Genomic DNA, 15,582 nt, shown 5'->3' on the forward strand with positions numbered 1-15,582 from the left:
GGGCGGGGGAACTCAGAACCGGCTCGGGACCGTCTCCGCGACCGGGCCGGCGAACGAGGCCAGCGGCGTGATGTCGTGGGCGTACGTCGAATCCAGCGTGACCTCGACGTACGCCTTGCGGTACGTGGTGGTGAACCGCGGACCGGAGCCCTCGGGCTCCTCCAGCAGCCACTGCACCCCGTCCGCCTCGACGCCCTCCGACTGGGGGTCGTCCATCTTCGCGGGCCGGGGGACCCCGCAGCGCAGTACGATCGCCCCGTCCCCCCACCCGGCGGTCAGCTCCGAATCGGGGGACGGGTCACTGCGTTCCAGTCCGAGGACGGTCCCGGGCAGTTCCTCGTGGAGGGCCTCGCAGTACGCGGCGGCCTCCGCGGACGGTGTGGGAACCGGGACCGAGGGCTGGACGTCGCTCAGGGAACAGCCCGCCGCGGCCAGCACGAGCACGGCAGCGGACGGACCGAGGAATATCGAGCGGGGGGAACGGCGGGCGGATGACGTCACCGGCCCAGCCTAGACGGGGGTCAGAGGTGGACGACCGGGCAGGTCAGAGTCCGTGTGATGCCGTCCACCTGCTGCACCTTGGCGACCACGATGCGGCCGAGTTCGTCGACCGTGTCTGCCTGGGCCCGCACGATCACGTCGTACGGACCGGTGACGTCCTCTGCCTGGATGACTCCCGGAATCTTGGAGATGGTCTCGGCGACGATCGACGCCTTGCCCACCTCGGTCTGGATGAGGATGTACGCCTGTACCACGGAACCTCCAGGGCGGCCACGAGGATCATGTGGGGGAAAGGGACGCCACGTTATCGCGTTGCCGTGGGCCGCGGGGAGACCTACGGGCCGGATGACGTCCACAGCGTGGCGTACAGGGCGCAGAAGTTGACGTATCTCTTGACGGTACCGACAGCACAGACGGCTCGCGACCGGGGGCCCGGACGGGTGTCCGGGGCGATAAAGGAGAGGTGAGACTCGGTGAAGGGAACCGTGGGCGAGTTGGGGGAGTTCGGGCTCATCAGAGAGCTCACGTCCCGGCTCACCACCACTCCGGCGGTACGGCTGGGCCCCGGCGACGACGCCGCGGTCGTGGCCGCCCCCGACCGCAGGGTCGTGGCCAGTACGGACATCCTGCTGGAAGGGCGGCACTTCCGCCGTGACTGGTCGACGGCGTACGACGTCGGTCGCAAGGCAGCCGCCCAGAACCTCGCCGACATCGCGGCGATGGGCGCCGTGCCCACCGCGCTGCTCCTCGGCCTCGTCGTCCCCGCCGACCTCCCCGTCACCTGGGCCGCCGAGCTGATGGACGGGCTCCGCGACGAATGCCAGGTGGCGGGCGCGGCCGTGGTCGGCGGCGATGTGGTGGGCGGCGACACGATCACCGTCTCCATCACCGCCCTCGGCGACCTGCGCAACCACGAACCGGTCACCCGGGGCGGCGCCCGTCCCGGCGACGTCGTCGCGGTCACCGGCTGGCTCGGCTGGTCGGCGGCCGGTTACGCGGTGCTCTCCCGCGGCTTCCGCTCGCCCCGCGCCTTCGTCGAGGCCCACCGCCGCCCCGAACCGCCGTACCACGCGGGCCCCGCTGCCGCCGGGCTCGGCGCCACCGCCATGACCGACGTCAGCGACGGCCTCGTCGCCGACCTCGGACACATCGCGGAGGCCAGCAAGTGCCGTATCGATCTGCGCTCCGGGCTCATCGACATCCCCTCGCAGATGTCCGACATCGGCCAGGCCGTCGGCGTCGACCCGCTCCAGTGGGTGCTGACCGGGGGAGAGGACCACGCGATCGTGGCGACCTTCCCGCCCGACGTGAAGCTCCCCGCTCGCTGGAAGGTGATCGGCGAGGTCCTCAACCCCTCCGCCCTGCCCCAGGTCACCGTCGACGGCGCCCCCTGGACCAGCAAGGGCGGCTGGGACCACTTCGGCTCGATCGAGGACGCCCACCCGCCCCGGTGACCGTTAGATTGCTGCGTATGCCCATACGTTCCGCTGTACCGCCCCGTGTGCTCACCGTCGCCGGATCCGACTCCGGCGGCGGTGCGGGGATCCAGGCCGATCTGAAGACGATGCTCGCCCTCGGTGTGCACGGCATGAGCGTGCTCACCGCCGTCACCGCACAGAACTCCCTCGGCGTCCAGGGCGCGTGGGAGCTTCCGGTGGAGGCCGTACGCGCCCAGTACCGCAGCGTCGTCGACGACATCGGCGTCCAGGCCGTGAAGACCGGCATGCTCGCCTCCGCCGCCGTCGTGGAGACCGTCGCCGAACTCCTCGCCGGAACCGACGCCCCCGTCGTCGTCGACCCGGTCGGCGTCTCCAAGCACGGGGACGCGCTGCTCGCCGCCGAGGCCCTCGACTCCGTACGGACCAGGCTGCTCCCCACCGCCACCGTCGCCACCCCGAACCTCGACGAAGTGGCCCAGCTCACCGGCGTCCGGGTCAGCGACGAGAGCGGGATGCGCCGGGCCGCCGAGGAGATCCTCGGCTTCGGACCGCGCTGGGTCGTCATCAAGGGCGGCCATCTGCCCGGAGAGGCCGCGGACCTGCTCACCGACGGGAGCGCGGAACACTGGCTGCGCGCCCCCCGGCACGACAACCGCCACACCCACGGCACCGGATGCACGCTGGCCTCCGCCATCGCCTCCGGGCTCGCGCTCGGGATGGACGTACCCACGGCGGTCCGGGGCGCGAAGACGTACGTCACCGGCGCGATCGAGGCCGGCTTCCCGCTCGGCGGCGGCATCGGCCCGGTCGACCACGGCTGGCTGACCCGCCGCCCGGCCGCCTGACGACCGGCTTCCGGGCACACCGGCTCCTGAGCACAGCAAAAAGCCGGTCCACCGAGGTGGACCGGCTTTTTGGGCAACCGGAGGGCTGCGCTACGACGGGGACGTCAGCGCGCGACCTTGCCGGCCTTGATGCACGAGGTGCAGACGTTGAGCCGCTTCGGCGTCCGACCGACCACGGCACGCACGCGCTGGATGTTGGGATTCCAGCGACGAGACGTACGGCGGTGCGAGAACGAAACGCTGTTGCCGAAGCTCGGCCCCTTGCCGCAAACGTCGCAGTTGGCAGCCACGGGTCACTCCAAAGACTTCAGATGCACTTACAGTGAATTCCGGCGCGCCGGAATCAGTTCGACTGAAGTGGCGGTACCGGAGGAATGGCCCGACTCTCATCGGGCAACCGGAGCAGCATACAACGCCTGCTTCGGAGATACGAAACTACCACGGCTCGCCCGCCCGCCCTCCCGCCCCCCTGTCCCTGCCGGGACCCCGGCAGGCGGGCTAACCTGCGGTGCAGCCCGTTGCCACGGCCGCTTCAAGGAGGACCATCGGTGCCGCAGCTCCCCGACGACCTGGACGCCGTCGCGGTACGCAGGTGGTGCTCACTGGCCCTGGAGGCGCTGGGCCGGGAGCGCGCGGAGATCGACGCGATCAACGTCTATCCCATCGCCGACGGGGACACCGGCACCAACCTCTATCTGACCCTTGAGTCCGCGGCCGCGGCCGTCGAAGCCGTGTTCGCCGCCCATGAGACCGGCACCACCGCACCCGCCACCGCCGACGCCGTACGCGCCATGGCGCACGGCGCCCTGATCGGCGCCCGCGGGAACTCCGGCACGATCCTGGCCCAGCTGCTGCGCGGCATGGCCGGGGTACTGGCCGACGGCGGCGACGCCGCCCATCTGCGCCTCGCCCTCACGAGCGCCGCCGACGCGGCCCGGCAGGCCGTCGCCCACCCCGTCGAGGGCACCGTGCTCACCGTCGCCGCCGAGGCCGCCCAGGCCGCCCGGGGCGAGGACCCCGACCTGCGCACCGTCGTCACCGCCGCCTACGAGGGGGCGCGCGCCGCCCTCGCGCGCACCCCCGAGCAGCTCGCCGTCCTCGGCCGGGCCGGCGTGGTCGACGCCGGGGGCCGGGGCCTGGTGGCGGTGCTGGGCGCGCTGGTGGAGACGGTGACCGGGCAGGCCCCCGCACGGGGACCCCGTACCGCCTCCGGGAACGCCGCGAAGGCCCCCGTGACCGTGGACGGGGGGTCCGTGCTGGGTCTGCCGGTGGGCGGCACACCGGTGGAGGGCGTCACGGAGGGAGACCTTCCGGTGGGCGCTCCGGGTCAGGGGCCGCTCGACTGCCCCGAGGACGGGGGCGCGGGGCCGGCGTTCGAGGTGATCTACCTCCTGGAGGCCCGCGACGAGCAGGTGGCCCGGCTGCGCACCCGGCTCGACGCTCTCGGCGACTCCCTGGTCGTGGTCGGCGGTGACGGGCTCTGGCACGTCCACGTCCATGTCGACGACGCCGGGGCGGCCGTGGAGGCGGGCGTCGAGGCCGGGCGGCCGTACCGGATCCGGATCACCCACTTCGCCACCGAGAGCGGCCACGACGTCCGCGTCCAGGCCGAACCCGCCCAGCGCGCCGTCGTCGTGGTGGTCCCCGGCGACGGCCTGGCCGGGCTCTGCACCGAGGCCGGCGCCACCACCGTGATCGCCCGCCCCGGCGAACCCCCCGCCAGCGGCGAACTGGTGGACGCGATCCGCCGCGCCCACGCCCGCGAGGTGGTCCTGCTGCCCAACGACGCGGCCCTGCGCCACACCGCGGCCGCCGCCGCCGAACAGGCCAGGACCGAGGGGGTCCGGGTCGCCCTCGTCCCCACCCGCGCCGCCGTCCAGGGCATCGCCGCGCTCGCCGTCCACGAGCCCGACCGGGGCTTCGACGAGGACGTGGTCGCCATGACCGCCGCCGCCGGGGCCACCCGCTACGCCGAACTGGCCGTCGCCGAGCGCCAGTCGTGGACCATGGCGGGCATCTGCCAGGCCGGCGACATCCTCGGCCTGATCGACGGCGACGTGGCCGTGATCGGCGCCGACGTCCCGGGCACCGCCCGCACCGTGCTCGACCGGATGCTGGCGGCGGGCGGCGAACTGGTCACCCTCGTCCTCGGCGAGGACGTTCCCGACTCGCTGGCCGAGGCGCTGGAGGAGCACGTACGGGAGGGCCACCTCGCCGTGGACACGGTGGTCTACCGGGGCGGCCACCAGCGCGCGCCGCTGCTCATCGGCGTCGAGTAGCCGCCGCGCCCGGCGGACAGCTGTCAGTGCCGTGGTGTGCAATGGATCGCGTGTCCTCGTTCGATGAACCTCTCAAGAAGCTGCTCGGCGGAGCCACCGCGAAGGTGATGGCCGAACACCTCGACCTGCACACGGTCGGTGATCTGCTCCACCACTACCCGCGGCGGTACGAGGAGCGCGGCAAGCTGACCGCGCTGGCCGACCTCCCGCTGGACGAGCACGTCACGGTCGTCGCCCAGGTCGCCGACGCCCGGATCCTGATGTTCAACAACGGCCGGGGCAAACGCCTGGAGGTCACCCTCACCGACGGCAGCGGCCGCCTCCAGCTGGTCTTCTTCGGCCACGGCGTCCACAAGCCGCACAAGGAGCTGCTGCCGGGCCGCCAGGCGATGTTCGCGGGCAAGGTCTCCCTCTTCAACCGCAAGATGCAGCTGGCCCACCCCACGTACCAACTCCTCGACGCCTCCGACGCCGACGAGGCCACCGAGGCCGTGGACGCCTTCGCCGGGCGGCTGCTGCCGATCTACCCCGCCTGCAAACAGCTCGACTCCTGGCGGATCGCCAAGGCCGTCGACGCCGTGCTGCCCAGCGCCCAGGACGCGGTGGACCCGCTGCCGGCCGCCCTGCGCGAGGGGCGCGGCTTCACCCCGCTGCCCGAGGCCCTGCTCAAGGTGCACCGCCCGCAGACCAAGGCGGACATCGAGGACGCCAAGGCCCGGCTCAAATGGGACGAGGCGTTCGTCCTCCAGGTCGCCCTGGCCCGCCGCCGGTACGCCGACACCCAGCTGCCCGCCGCCGCCCGCCGCCCCGTCGCGGACGGCCTGCTGGACGCGTTCGACGCCAAGCTGCCCTTCACCCTCACCGAGGGCCAGCGGAAGGTCAGCAAGGAGATCTTCGACGACCTCGCCACCGAGCACCCGATGCACCGCCTCCTCCAGGGCGAGGTCGGCTCCGGGAAGACCATGGTGGCCCTGCGCGCCATGCTCGCCGTGGTCGACGCGGGCGGCCAGGCCGCGATGCTCGCCCCCACCGAGGTCCTCGCCCAGCAGCACCACCGCTCGATCACCGAGATGATGGGCGAGCTGGCCGAGGGCGGCATGCTGGGCGGCTCGGACCGGGGGACGAAGGTCGTGCTGCTCACCGGCTCCATGGGCACGGCGGCCCGGCGTCAGGCCCTGCTCGACCTGGTCACCGGGGAGGCCGGGATCGTCATCGGCACCCACGCCCTCATCGAGGACAAGGTCCAGTTCCACGACCTGGGCCTGGTCGTCGTGGACGAACAGCACCGCTTCGGCGTGGAACAGCGCGACGCCCTGCGCTCGAAGGGGAAGCAACCGCCCCATCTGCTCGTCATGACCGCCACCCCCATTCCCCGTACGGTCGCGATGACGGTCTTCGGCGACCTGGAGACCTCCGTCCTGGACCAGCTCCCGGCCGGACGCTCCCCGATCGCCAGCCATGTCGTCCCCGCCAAGGACAAGCCCCACTTTCTCGCCCGTGCCTGGGAACGCGTCCGCGAGGAGGTCGAGAACGGCCACCAGGCGTATGTGGTCTGCCCCCGCATCGGCGACGACACGGACGAGGCCGAGGGGAAGGGCGGCAAGAAGGCGAAGGCCAAGAAGGCGGCTCCCGAGGAGGAGGGCGACAAGCGCCCGCCGCTCGCCGTCCTGGAGATCGCCGACGAGCTGCGCAAGGGGGCCCTCGCCGGGCTGGCCGTCGAGGTGCTGCACGGCCGTATGCACCCCGACGAGAAGGACGACGTCATGCGCCGGTTCGCCGCCGGGGACGTCGACGTCCTGGTCGCCACCACCGTCATCGAGGTCGGGGTCAACGTCCCCAACGCCACCGCCATGGTGATCATGGACGCCGACCGCTTCGGCGTCTCCCAGCTCCACCAGCTGCGCGGCCGCGTCGGCCGGGGCTCCGCCCCCGGGCTCTGCCTGCTGGTCAGCGAGGCCCACGAGGCGAGCCCCGCGCGCGCCCGCCTCTCCGCCGTCGCCGCCACGCTCGACGGCTTCGAGCTCTCCCGGATCGACCTGGAGCAGCGCCGCGAGGGCGATGTGCTGGGCCAGGCCCAGTCCGGGGTGCGCTCCTCGCTGCGGATGCTCACCGTCATCGACGACGAGGAGGTCATCGCCGCCGCCCGCGAGGAGGCCGTGGCGATCGTCGCCGCCGACCCGGAGCTGGAGCACCTGCCGGAGCTGCGCACGGTGCTGGCCGCCCTCCTGGACAAGGACCGCGAGGAGTATCTCGACAAGGGGTGAACCCCCGGGGCCGTCCTGCTCGGCGCATGAGCCCCGGGGCCGTCCTGCTGGTGCGGGCCGTACGCCATATCGTGGACGCACGGCCCGCGCCCGTACGCGCGCCCCCGATGGACACCCCCGACCCCGAGGACCCGACACCCATGACCCGCGTGATCGCCGGCTCGGCCGGCGGACGCCGCCTGGCCGTCCCGCCCGGCACCGGCACCCGCCCCACCTCCGACCGTGCGCGCGAGGGCCTCTTCTCCACCTGGCAGGCGCTCCTCGGCACCCTGGAGGGGACCCGGGTCGCCGATCTTTACGCCGGCTCCGGCGCCGTCGGCCTCGAAGCGCTCTCCCGTGGCGCGGTCCACGCCCTGCTCGTGGAGGCCGACCCGAAAGCCGTCCGCACCGTCCGCGACAACGTCCGCACCCTGGGCCTCCCGGGCGCCGACGTGCGTACCGGCAGAGCCGAACAGATCGTGACAGGACCGGCGCCAGCCGACCCGTACGACATCGTCTTCCTCGATCCGCCGTACGCCGTCACCGACGACGATCTCCGCGAGATCCTGCTCACACTCCGTGCTCAGGGGTGGCTCGCCGGCGATGCGCTCGTCACCGTGGAACGCAGCACCCGGGGCGGAGAATTCGGCTGGCCCGCCGGATTCGAGCCACTGCGGTCCCGTCGCTACGGCGAGGGAACGCTTTGGTACGGTCGCGCCGCCGCTACGTGCGAAGACGCACGATGACCGGACCGGAGAGCGAGGGAACCACAGTGCGCCGCGCCGTCTGTCCGGGGTCGTTCGACCCCATCACCAACGGACATCTCGACATCATTGGCCGAGCCTCGAAGCTGTACGACGTGGTGCACGTGGCGGTGATGATCAACCAGTCCAAGAAGGGGCTGTTCACCGTGGACGAGCGGATCGAGCTGATCCGCGAGGTCACCGCCGACTTCGGCAACGTCGAGGTGGAGTCCTTCCACGGCCTGCTGGTCGACTTCTGCAAGCAGCGGGAGATCCCGGCGATCGTGAAGGGCCTGCGGGCCGTCAGCGACTTCGACTACGAGCTGCAGATGGCCCAGATGAACAACGGCCTCTCCGGCGTCGAGACGCTCTTCGTGCCGACCAACCCGACGTACAGCTTCCTGTCGTCCTCGCTGGTCAAGGAGGTGGCGACCTGGGGCGGCGATGTCTCCCACCTGCTGCCGCCGACCGTCCACGAGGCGCTCGTGAAGCGGCTCGGCGAACGCTGAGCCACTGACGGGCCGTCACCCGGTGTCGGGCGGCGGCCGACTGGCCTTACAGTCGTCCCGTCCGTCTCCAACGGAGCAGCAGCTTCAACAGAGCAGCAGAGAGTGGCGAGCACACGGTGGACGTGCAGAAGAAGCTCGACGAGATCGTCGAAGCGGTCGGGAGCGCCCGATCCATGCCCATGTCGGCCTCGTGCGTGGTCAACCGCGCCGAACTCCTCGCCATGCTCGAAGAGGTGCGCCAGGCACTGCCCGGCTCCCTCGCCCAGGCCCAGGAGCTGATCGGCGGCCAGGAGCAGATCGCCGAGCAGGCCCGCCAGGAGGCCGAGCGGATCATCGAGTCGGCCCACGCCCAGCGCGCCTCGCTGATCTCCGAGACCGAGATCGCCCGGCAGTCGCAGAGCGAGGCCGACCGGATCCTGTCCGAGGCCCGCCGCGAGGCCGAGGAGGTCCGGGCCGAGGCCGACGACTACGTCGACAGCAAGCTCGCCAACTTCGAGGTCGTCCTCACCAAGACCATCGGCTCCGTGGACCGCGGCCGTGAGAAGCTCCTCGGCCGCGGCCAGGGCCTGGACGAGCAGGGCTACGAGGACCCCGACTTCACCGAGGCTCCCGAGCGCAGCGCCGACCCGGAGACGCTGAAGCAGCGGGCCGACGCGTACGTGGACGCCAAGTTCGGCGCCTTCGAGGCCGTGCTCGCCAAGACCCTGGAGGCGGTCGGCCGAGGCCGGCAGAAGCTGCACGGCCGGGTCGCCACCGACGACCTCGGCGCGCACATCGCCGCCCAGGACGCCGCGGGCGGCCAGGGCCACACCAGCGACGCCGACTATCTGGCCGGTCTCGCCGAACTGGTCGCCCCCGAACCCCAGCAGGCACCGCAGCAGGCGCCCCAGCAGCCCGCCTACCCGGTGCAGCCGCCGACCGAGCCGAGCTACGCGCAGGCGGCGTACGGCTACCAGGAGCAGCCGCTCCAGCAGGGCGTCCAGGACGCCTACGGCTACCAGCAGCCCGACCCGTACGCGGCGTACCAGCAGCAGGGGGGCTACGACCCCAACGGCTACCCGCCCCAGCCCACCGGCCGGCCCGACTACGGGTGGCAGCAGCAGTCCCAGCAGTCCCAGCAGCCCCAGCAGCACGGGCAGGGACAGGGGCAGACGCCCGACCAGCACGGCGGCGGCGCGCTGGACGAGACCAGCCTCTTCGACACCAGCATGATCGACCTGGAGCAGCTGCGCCGGTACGAACAGGGTCGCTGACCCCGGCGGGGTTGCCCCGATTGGGTGCTGAGCGGTCCGTCCAGTATCCTGAATCCTCGGTCGCACATAGGTCCGCGATCACTGCTGCCCGTTTTCGTCCACGAATCCGGACGGTTCGTCCCGGACCGGGAGACGACCCCCTCCTTCGCAGTACGACACCCATGATTCGAAAGCAGGAAAAGCCCTGAACGGCCACCTCGACCACCGCAACCCTCTCGTGTTCGATACGCACGAGCTGGGTCGGCGTCCCGGTGCCATGAAGCGGCTGTCCCGCTCGGTGAAAGCACCCGGTTCACCGGTCCTGGGCATCGACGGCGTCATCGGCGTGCCGGAAGGCGCACCCGTGGAGCTGGACCTCCGCCTCGAATCGGTCATGGAAGGGGTGCTTGTCACAGGCACCGCCCGTGCGACCGCCGAGGGGGAGTGCGTAAGGTGTCTGGAGCCGCTGACCGTAGAGGTCGACGCGGACTTCCAGGAAATGTTCTCGTACCCTGACGCCGATGACCGGGGCCGCAGCAGTGCGGCGGAACCGGCCGACGACGCCGAGGACGACGAGGACAGGTTCTTTCTCGAGGACGGCTTGTTCGACCTCGAACCCATGCTGCGTGACGCGGTAGTGCTCGCACTGCCCATGCAGCCGGTGTGCGCGGAGGACTGCGCCGGTCTGTGTTCCGAATGCGGAATCAGGCTGGACGAGAATCCGGGCCACCACCACGACGCCGTCGACATCCGTTGGGCGGCACTGCAAGGACTCGCCGAGACCGTTCAGGACGGCGAGAAGGACAACATGGGCGGCGCCGAACCGGGCGTCGACGAGAAGCAGGAGAAGTAGCCGTGGCTGTTCCGAAGCGGAAGATGTCGCGCAGCAACACGCGCCACCGCCGGTCGCAGTGGAAGGCTGCGGTCCCCACCCTGGTTTCGTGCGAGCGTTGCCAGGAGCCCAAGCTCCAGCACATTGCGTGCCCGAGCTGCGGCACCTACAACAAGCGCCAGGTCCTCGAGGTCTGAGCGGCTGGTGAGAGGCCCGATGTCTGAGTTGTCCAGCGCCAAGAAGCAGGCAGACAACGTCAACACAGCCTCGTCCCACACGCTTCTGGAAGGGCGGCTCGGGTATCACCTCGAGTCCGCCCTTCTGGTGCGTGCGCTGACCCACCGCTCCTACGCATACGAGAACGGCGGTCTGCCCACCAACGAGCGGCTCGAATTCCTCGGGGATTCGGTGCTCGGACTGGTGGTCACGGACACGCTGTACCGCACCCACCCCGACCTGCCCGAAGGCCAGCTGGCCAAGTTGCGGGCCGCGGTGGTCAACTCGCGTGCGCTGGCGGAAGTGGGCCGCGGCCTCGAACTCGGCTCCTTCATCCGGCTCGGCCGCGGTGAAGAGGGCACGGGGGGCCGGGACAAGGCTTCCATCCTCGCCGACACACTGGAAGCAGTGATCGGCGCGGTCTATCTCGACCAGGGCCTCAGCGCGGCCTCGGAGCTGGTCCACCGGCTCTTCGACCCGCTGATCGACAGGTCCTCGAACCTCGGCGCCGGCCTGGACTGGAAGACCAGCCTCCAGGAACTCACCGCGAGCGAGAGCCTCGGAGTCCCCGAGTACCTCGTCACGGAGACCGGCCCGGATCACGAGAAGACCTTCACTGCTGCCGCCCGCGTCGGTGGTGTCTCGTACGGCACCGGCACCGGCCGTAGCAAGAAGGAAGCGGAGCAGCAGGCGGCCGAGTCCGCCTGGCGCGAGATCAGCGCCGCCGCAGAGGCACGGCAGGCCGCGGAGAAGTCCGCGGCCGACGGAGGGGCCGCCGACACCCCTGCCGACCCGTCGCCGAGCACGGACGCCGCTCCGGCCTGAAGCTGTACGAGAACCCCTCGGTGCCCCTGCGCACCGGGGGGTTTTCCCTGTCCAGGGTGCGGTTCGCGCGCTTCCCGGAGTCTCCGCGCCTCCACCCGCCCCGTCCCCCCCGTACTACCGTCGATGTGTCTGGAGTGGTGCACCGTGCCCGAGCTGCCCGAGGTCGAAGTCGTCCGCAGGGGACTTGAGCGCTGGGTCAGCGGCCGCACCGTCACCGAGGTCGAGGTCCTGCACCCGCGCTCGGTCCGTCGGCACCTCGCGGGCGGCGTCGACTTCGCCGCCCGGCTCCGCGGGGCCCGCTTCGGGGCGGCGATGCGGCGCGGCAAGTACCTCTGGGTGCCGATCGAGGAGGCATCCGCCTCGCTGCTCGGCCACCTCGGGATGAGCGGACAGCTCCTGGTGCAGCCCGCGGACGCGCCCGACGAGAAGCACCTGCGGATCCGGATGCGGTTCGACGACGCGCTCGGCACCGAACTGCGCTTCGTCGACCAGCGCACCTTCGGCGGGCTCTCGCTGCACGGCAACACCCCCGACGGACTGCCCGACACCATCGCGCACATCGCCCGTGACCCGCTCGACCCGCTCTTCGACGACGCCGCGTTCCACACCGCGCTGCGTCTGCGCCGCACCACCGTCAAGCGCGCCCTGCTCGACCAGTCGCTGATCAGCGGCGTCGGCAACATCTACGCCGACGAGGCGCTCTGGCGGGCCAGGCTGCACTACGACCGGCCGACCGCGACCCTGACCCGCCCCAAGTCCGCCGAACTGCTCGGCCACGCCCGCGACGTCATGAACGCCGCCCTCGCCCAGGGCGGCACCAGCTTCGACAGCCTGTACGTCAACGTGAACGGCGAGTCCGGCTACTTCGACCGGTCGCTCGACGCGTACGGCCGGGAGGGCGAGCCCTGCAACCGGTGCGGCACGCCGATGCGCCGCCGCGCCTGGATGAACCGCTCCAGCTACTACTGCCCGCGCTGTCAGCGGCCGCCGCGCGCCTCGTCGTAACGCGCCCGGGAGGCCAGGACCTCGCCCATCCGCCCCTCGACGCAGTGGATGAGGCCGAGCAGCTTCTCCGCGACCTCGCGGCCGAACGGGGTGAGCTCGTAGTCCACCCGGGGCGGGTTCACCGGCTGGGCCTCCCGCAGGACGAGCCCGTCCCGCTCCAGGGCGTGCAGGGTCTGGGAGAGCATCTTCTCGCTGACCCCGTCGACCCGGCGGCGCAGCTCGTTGAACCGGAGGCTCTCCTCGTACAGCGCGCCGATCGTCAGACCGCCCCAGCGCCCGGTGACGTGCTCCAGCGTCGAGCGCGAGGGGCACGCACGCGAGAAGACGTCGAACGCGAGGCTGTCGAAGTTGTCCGTACCCGTATCGCTGGCCATACCAAAAGCTTACTCCCGTACAGCGCTCACCCCGAGGGAGCGCTGTACGGGAGCAAGGAGACCCGAGGAGTCGGTCAGAAGCCGAAGTTCTGGACCCACCACGGTCCGCCGGAGCCCTCGTGGACACCGATACCGATGGTCTTGTAGTCGCAGTTGAGAATGTTCGCCCGGTGGCCTTCGCTGTTCATCCAGCCCTCCATCACGGCCTGGGCATCCGCCTGGCCGCGAGCGATGTTCTCCGCCGCCAGTCCCTGGACGCCCGCCTGCGCGGCGCGGTCCCAGGGGCTGTCGCCGTCCGGGTCCGTGTGGTCGAAGAAACCGCGGGCCGCCATGTCCTCGCTGAAGTTCTGGGCCAGCGAGGTCAGCGGGGCGCTGGTGGACAGCGGGGAGCAGCCGGCCTTCGCGCGCTCCTGGTTCACCAGGGCCAGCACCTCGCTGCGTGCGGAGGCGTCGGTCGGGGAGGGGCTCGGCTTCTTGCCGGGCGGCGGGGCGGCGGAGGTCTTCGGCGGCGTCGGAGCCTTGCTCGCCGGGGCGGAGCTCTTCTTCGGGGCCGAGGTGGGGGCCTTCGGCTTCTTCGACGGGACGGCGGCCGGCTTCTTCGACGTGGAGGGCGCGGCCGACTTCGACGGCGTCTTCGAGGGCGAGGCGGAAGGCGTCTTGGACGGGGTCCCGGAAGGCGTCTTCGACGGCGACCCGCTCGACGCTCCGGGACGCTCGCCGCCCCGGCCGGCGGGGGAGGAGGACCGGTCGGCCGGCGCGGTGGAGCTGCCGCCCTGCGTCAGCAGATCGGGAGCGCCGCCGGTGCGCACCTGGTCGGAGGCGGTGGGGGAGCCGGTGGTGTACGTCTCGTCGCCCGGGATCAGACCCGAGGCGACGGCGACCGCGCCGACGGCCACGGCCGCCGAGACGCCGAGGAGCCCGGTCCGGATCGGCACGGCGGACTTCTTCCGGCGCGTGCCCCGGCGCCGGGAAGCGGCCCCGGCCGCAGGCTGTTCAGCGGCGGGGCCTGCGGCGGATCGTCGGTGGCGTCCCATGCGCTGTGCCTTCCTGATACTCCGGACGTCGCCTACGACGTCACGCGACTGCCCCGTTGCTGAACCGCCCCGATGATCGAATTCGGTCGCACGCGGGAATGCCCTTTGATCGACTTTCCGTCGACACTCGTCCGATACTCACCCGATCGAGTGAGGCTGTTGCGACGGGACTGTAGCCCATGGGCGAAAGGGGGCGGCGTGCTTCTTGCGCAATTGGCCGGTTAGCGTTCGGGCATGAACGAAGAAGCACGCCTCGTCGTCTGGGTACGCGGCCGAGTACAGCAAGTAGGCTTCCGCTGGTTCACCAGGGCAAACGCTTTGGAGATCGGCGGCCTCATCGGGTTCGCCCTCAATCTGGACGACGGCAGGGTGCAGATCGTGGCCGAGGGCCGGCGTGAGAATTGCCACCGTCTGCTGGAGTGGCTGCGGTCCGACGACACACCCGGGCGCGTGGACGGAGTCACTGAGATCTGGGACACGCCGCGCGGTGGATACGACGGATTCGCGATCCGCTGATCCCGCCGGGAGCGGCCGCTTCCGATCCGCTCCGTGAACACCGGGCGCCGAACGGTCACCGGAACGCTCGCTCGGTCCCCGCACCCGAAATGACCTGCGACGGGACCTGGCAGCGACCGATGGTTGCCAGAAGCGGAATGTCGTGCAAGGCTGCGGCATTGACGAAGATCCGCGCACCCCTCGGGGTCCCGCAGGAGAGTCGCGCCGCATGATCGTTCAGCCGCGCGCCCCCGGGACACCCGGGTACACAGGGTGTGATCGTGTTGACCGTCAAACTTTTTGGTGAGACGCTGAAAACCCCGCGCACCTTAGCTGTTCGGTAGAGCTGATTAGCAGCAGAACCGCAGTGGTGACAGAGCCCTGCCGAGCACCGCGGGTGCCATCCCCTGACGACCCACACCGCATCGGTCGGTCACTCATTGTGGAGGACCATCCATCATGGCAAAGGCGCTTCTCGGTTACGTCGGCGGTTCCGACCCGCGACTCCTCGCCGAGATGCGACGGCTTCAGCAGCGCGTCCAGGACCTGGAATCCGAGCTCACCCGGATCCAGGACGAGAACGACGCGCTCAACGCCGCCGCCCAGCACCAGGAGTCGCTGCTCGACAGCATCGACATCGACGTACCCCAGGGCGAGCCTGCACTGACCTGACCGTCACGGCCCCTCCGGGCCGGTCGGGCCGGGCACGCTCAGTAGCCTCGGAATCTCTCTGATCCGTCCTGCGTCACGGATCGCCGTCCCCGAGCACCGGGGTTCCCGCAGCGCCGGGAATGCTGATGTCCGGTCGTACGACGATGCCTCGCGCGGGCCACAGCTGCATGAACGGCGACGCAGGCTGTACAGCGACGCCGACAAGATTCACAGGGACGCTTCGGCGTCCCTTTTTCTTTGCCCGCCCTCCCGCCCCGGACCTACCCGCCTTCGCTTACCGTCTGATGTGCCCTGCACCTTCATCAGCGAAACCGAGAGCGAAAGGTAGAGTCCGGCGG

The 15,582-nt window shown here is 71.1% G+C and carries 18 protein-coding genes; 13 read left to right on the top strand and 5 right to left on the bottom strand.

Annotation, left to right across the window (positions count from 1 at the left end):
- Positions 1 to 12: 12 nt before the first annotated feature.
- Both RNL97_RS24355 and RNL97_RS24360 read right to left on the bottom strand, forming a co-directional pair.
- On the bottom strand, positions 13 to 501 hold the full coding sequence (locus RNL97_RS24355) for a DUF3515 domain-containing protein (protein ID WP_313751192.1): 489 nt from the start codon (positions 499 to 501) through the stop codon (positions 13 to 15).
- Between the two features lie 20 nt (positions 502 to 521).
- Entirely contained in the window at positions 522 to 755 is a 234-nt protein-coding gene (locus RNL97_RS24360) for an Lrp/AsnC family transcriptional regulator (protein WP_030580397.1), read from the bottom strand.
- A gap of 219 nt (positions 756 to 974) precedes the next feature.
- Here RNL97_RS24360 and RNL97_RS24365 point away from each other — a divergent pair, with 219 nt between their 5' ends.
- Both RNL97_RS24365 and thiD read left to right on the top strand, forming a co-directional pair.
- Positions 975 to 1,955: a thiamine-phosphate kinase gene (locus tag RNL97_RS24365; RefSeq protein ID WP_030580400.1), complete on the top strand. Its 981-nt coding sequence runs from the start codon at positions 975 to 977 to the stop codon at positions 1,953 to 1,955.
- Between the two features lie 17 nt (positions 1,956 to 1,972).
- Positions 1,973 to 2,785, top strand: a complete 813-nt coding sequence (thiD, locus tag RNL97_RS24370) for a bifunctional hydroxymethylpyrimidine kinase/phosphomethylpyrimidine kinase (protein ID WP_030580403.1) — start codon at positions 1,973 to 1,975, stop codon at positions 2,783 to 2,785.
- A 104-nt stretch (positions 2,786 to 2,889) separates the two neighbouring features.
- Here thiD and rpmB read toward each other — a convergent pair whose 3' ends face one another.
- Entirely contained in the window at positions 2,890 to 3,075 is a 186-nt protein-coding gene (rpmB, locus tag RNL97_RS24375; protein WP_006127872.1) for a 50S ribosomal protein L28, read from the bottom strand.
- Positions 3,076 to 3,333: 258 nt separating this feature from the next.
- Between rpmB and RNL97_RS24380 the strand changes: the two genes are divergently transcribed.
- The 9 genes from RNL97_RS24380 to mutM all read left to right on the top strand — a co-directional run bounded on the left by RNL97_RS24380 (position 3,334) and on the right by mutM (position 12,669).
- Positions 3,334 to 5,064, top strand: coding sequence for a DAK2 domain-containing protein (locus RNL97_RS24380; RefSeq protein ID WP_243315280.1), 1,731 nt, complete (start codon positions 3,334 to 3,336; stop codon positions 5,062 to 5,064).
- Between the two features lie 41 nt (positions 5,065 to 5,105).
- Complete coding sequence (gene recG / locus RNL97_RS24385; protein ID WP_030580409.1) at positions 5,106 to 7,328, top strand: ATP-dependent DNA helicase RecG; 2,223 nt, start codon at positions 5,106 to 5,108, stop codon at positions 7,326 to 7,328.
- Positions 7,329 to 7,468: 140 nt separating this feature from the next.
- Positions 7,469 to 8,053 (top strand): 16S rRNA (guanine(966)-N(2))-methyltransferase RsmD, encoded by a 585-nt coding sequence (gene rsmD, locus RNL97_RS24390; RefSeq protein ID WP_030580412.1) that lies wholly within the window; start codon positions 7,469 to 7,471, stop codon positions 8,051 to 8,053.
- Positions 8,054 to 8,079: 26 nt separating this feature from the next.
- Entirely contained in the window at positions 8,080 to 8,559 is a 480-nt protein-coding gene (gene coaD / locus RNL97_RS24395) for a pantetheine-phosphate adenylyltransferase (RefSeq protein WP_007448181.1), read from the top strand.
- Between the two features lie 116 nt (positions 8,560 to 8,675).
- The gene (locus RNL97_RS24400; protein ID WP_313751193.1) at positions 8,676 to 9,812 is read left to right on the top strand and encodes an ATP synthase F0 subunit B; all 1,137 of its coding nucleotides are present in this window, start codon (positions 8,676 to 8,678) and stop codon (positions 9,810 to 9,812) included.
- Positions 9,813 to 10,068: 256 nt separating this feature from the next.
- Positions 10,069 to 10,644, top strand: coding sequence for a YceD family protein (locus RNL97_RS24405; protein ID WP_313751194.1), 576 nt, complete (start codon positions 10,069 to 10,071; stop codon positions 10,642 to 10,644).
- Between the two features lie 2 nt (positions 10,645 to 10,646).
- A complete protein-coding gene (gene rpmF, locus RNL97_RS24410) occupies positions 10,647 to 10,820 on the top strand; it encodes a 50S ribosomal protein L32 (protein WP_003965982.1) in 174 nt (57 codons plus the stop codon).
- A gap of 19 nt (positions 10,821 to 10,839) precedes the next feature.
- Positions 10,840 to 11,664 carry a ribonuclease III gene (rnc, locus tag RNL97_RS24415; RefSeq protein ID WP_030580423.1) on the top strand — a complete coding sequence of 275 codons (825 nt, stop codon included), beginning with the start codon at positions 10,840 to 10,842 and terminating at the stop codon, positions 11,662 to 11,664.
- A 144-nt stretch (positions 11,665 to 11,808) separates the two neighbouring features.
- Positions 11,809 to 12,669, top strand: a complete 861-nt coding sequence (gene mutM / locus RNL97_RS24420; protein WP_030580426.1) for a bifunctional DNA-formamidopyrimidine glycosylase/DNA-(apurinic or apyrimidinic site) lyase — start codon at positions 11,809 to 11,811, stop codon at positions 12,667 to 12,669.
- Here mutM and RNL97_RS24425 read toward each other — a convergent pair.
- Together RNL97_RS24425 and RNL97_RS24430 are read right to left on the bottom strand one after the other, a co-directional pair.
- Positions 12,642 to 13,043 (bottom strand): winged helix-turn-helix transcriptional regulator, encoded by a 402-nt coding sequence (locus RNL97_RS24425; RefSeq protein WP_030580429.1) that lies wholly within the window; start codon positions 13,041 to 13,043, stop codon positions 12,642 to 12,644. The two genes, mutM and RNL97_RS24425, sit on opposite strands and share 28 nt — an antisense overlap.
- Before the next feature lie 74 nt (positions 13,044 to 13,117).
- A complete protein-coding gene (locus RNL97_RS24430) occupies positions 13,118 to 14,077 on the bottom strand; it encodes a CAP domain-containing protein (protein ID WP_243315284.1) in 960 nt (319 codons plus the stop codon).
- Positions 14,078 to 14,311: 234 nt separating this feature from the next.
- Between RNL97_RS24430 and RNL97_RS24435 the strand changes: the two genes are divergently transcribed.
- Together RNL97_RS24435 and RNL97_RS24440 are read left to right on the top strand one after the other, a co-directional pair.
- Positions 14,312 to 14,593, top strand: coding sequence for an acylphosphatase (locus tag RNL97_RS24435; RefSeq protein ID WP_030587789.1), 282 nt, complete (start codon positions 14,312 to 14,314; stop codon positions 14,591 to 14,593).
- A 438-nt stretch (positions 14,594 to 15,031) separates the two neighbouring features.
- Positions 15,032 to 15,244, top strand: a complete 213-nt coding sequence (locus RNL97_RS24440; RefSeq protein WP_006127885.1) for a hypothetical protein — start codon at positions 15,032 to 15,034, stop codon at positions 15,242 to 15,244.
- Positions 15,245 to 15,582: the final 338 nt, after the last annotated feature.

The organism is Streptomyces parvus (assembly GCF_032121415.1).
In the GTDB taxonomy this organism is placed as follows: Bacteria; Actinomycetota; Actinomycetes; order Streptomycetales; family Streptomycetaceae; genus Streptomyces; species Streptomyces globisporus_A.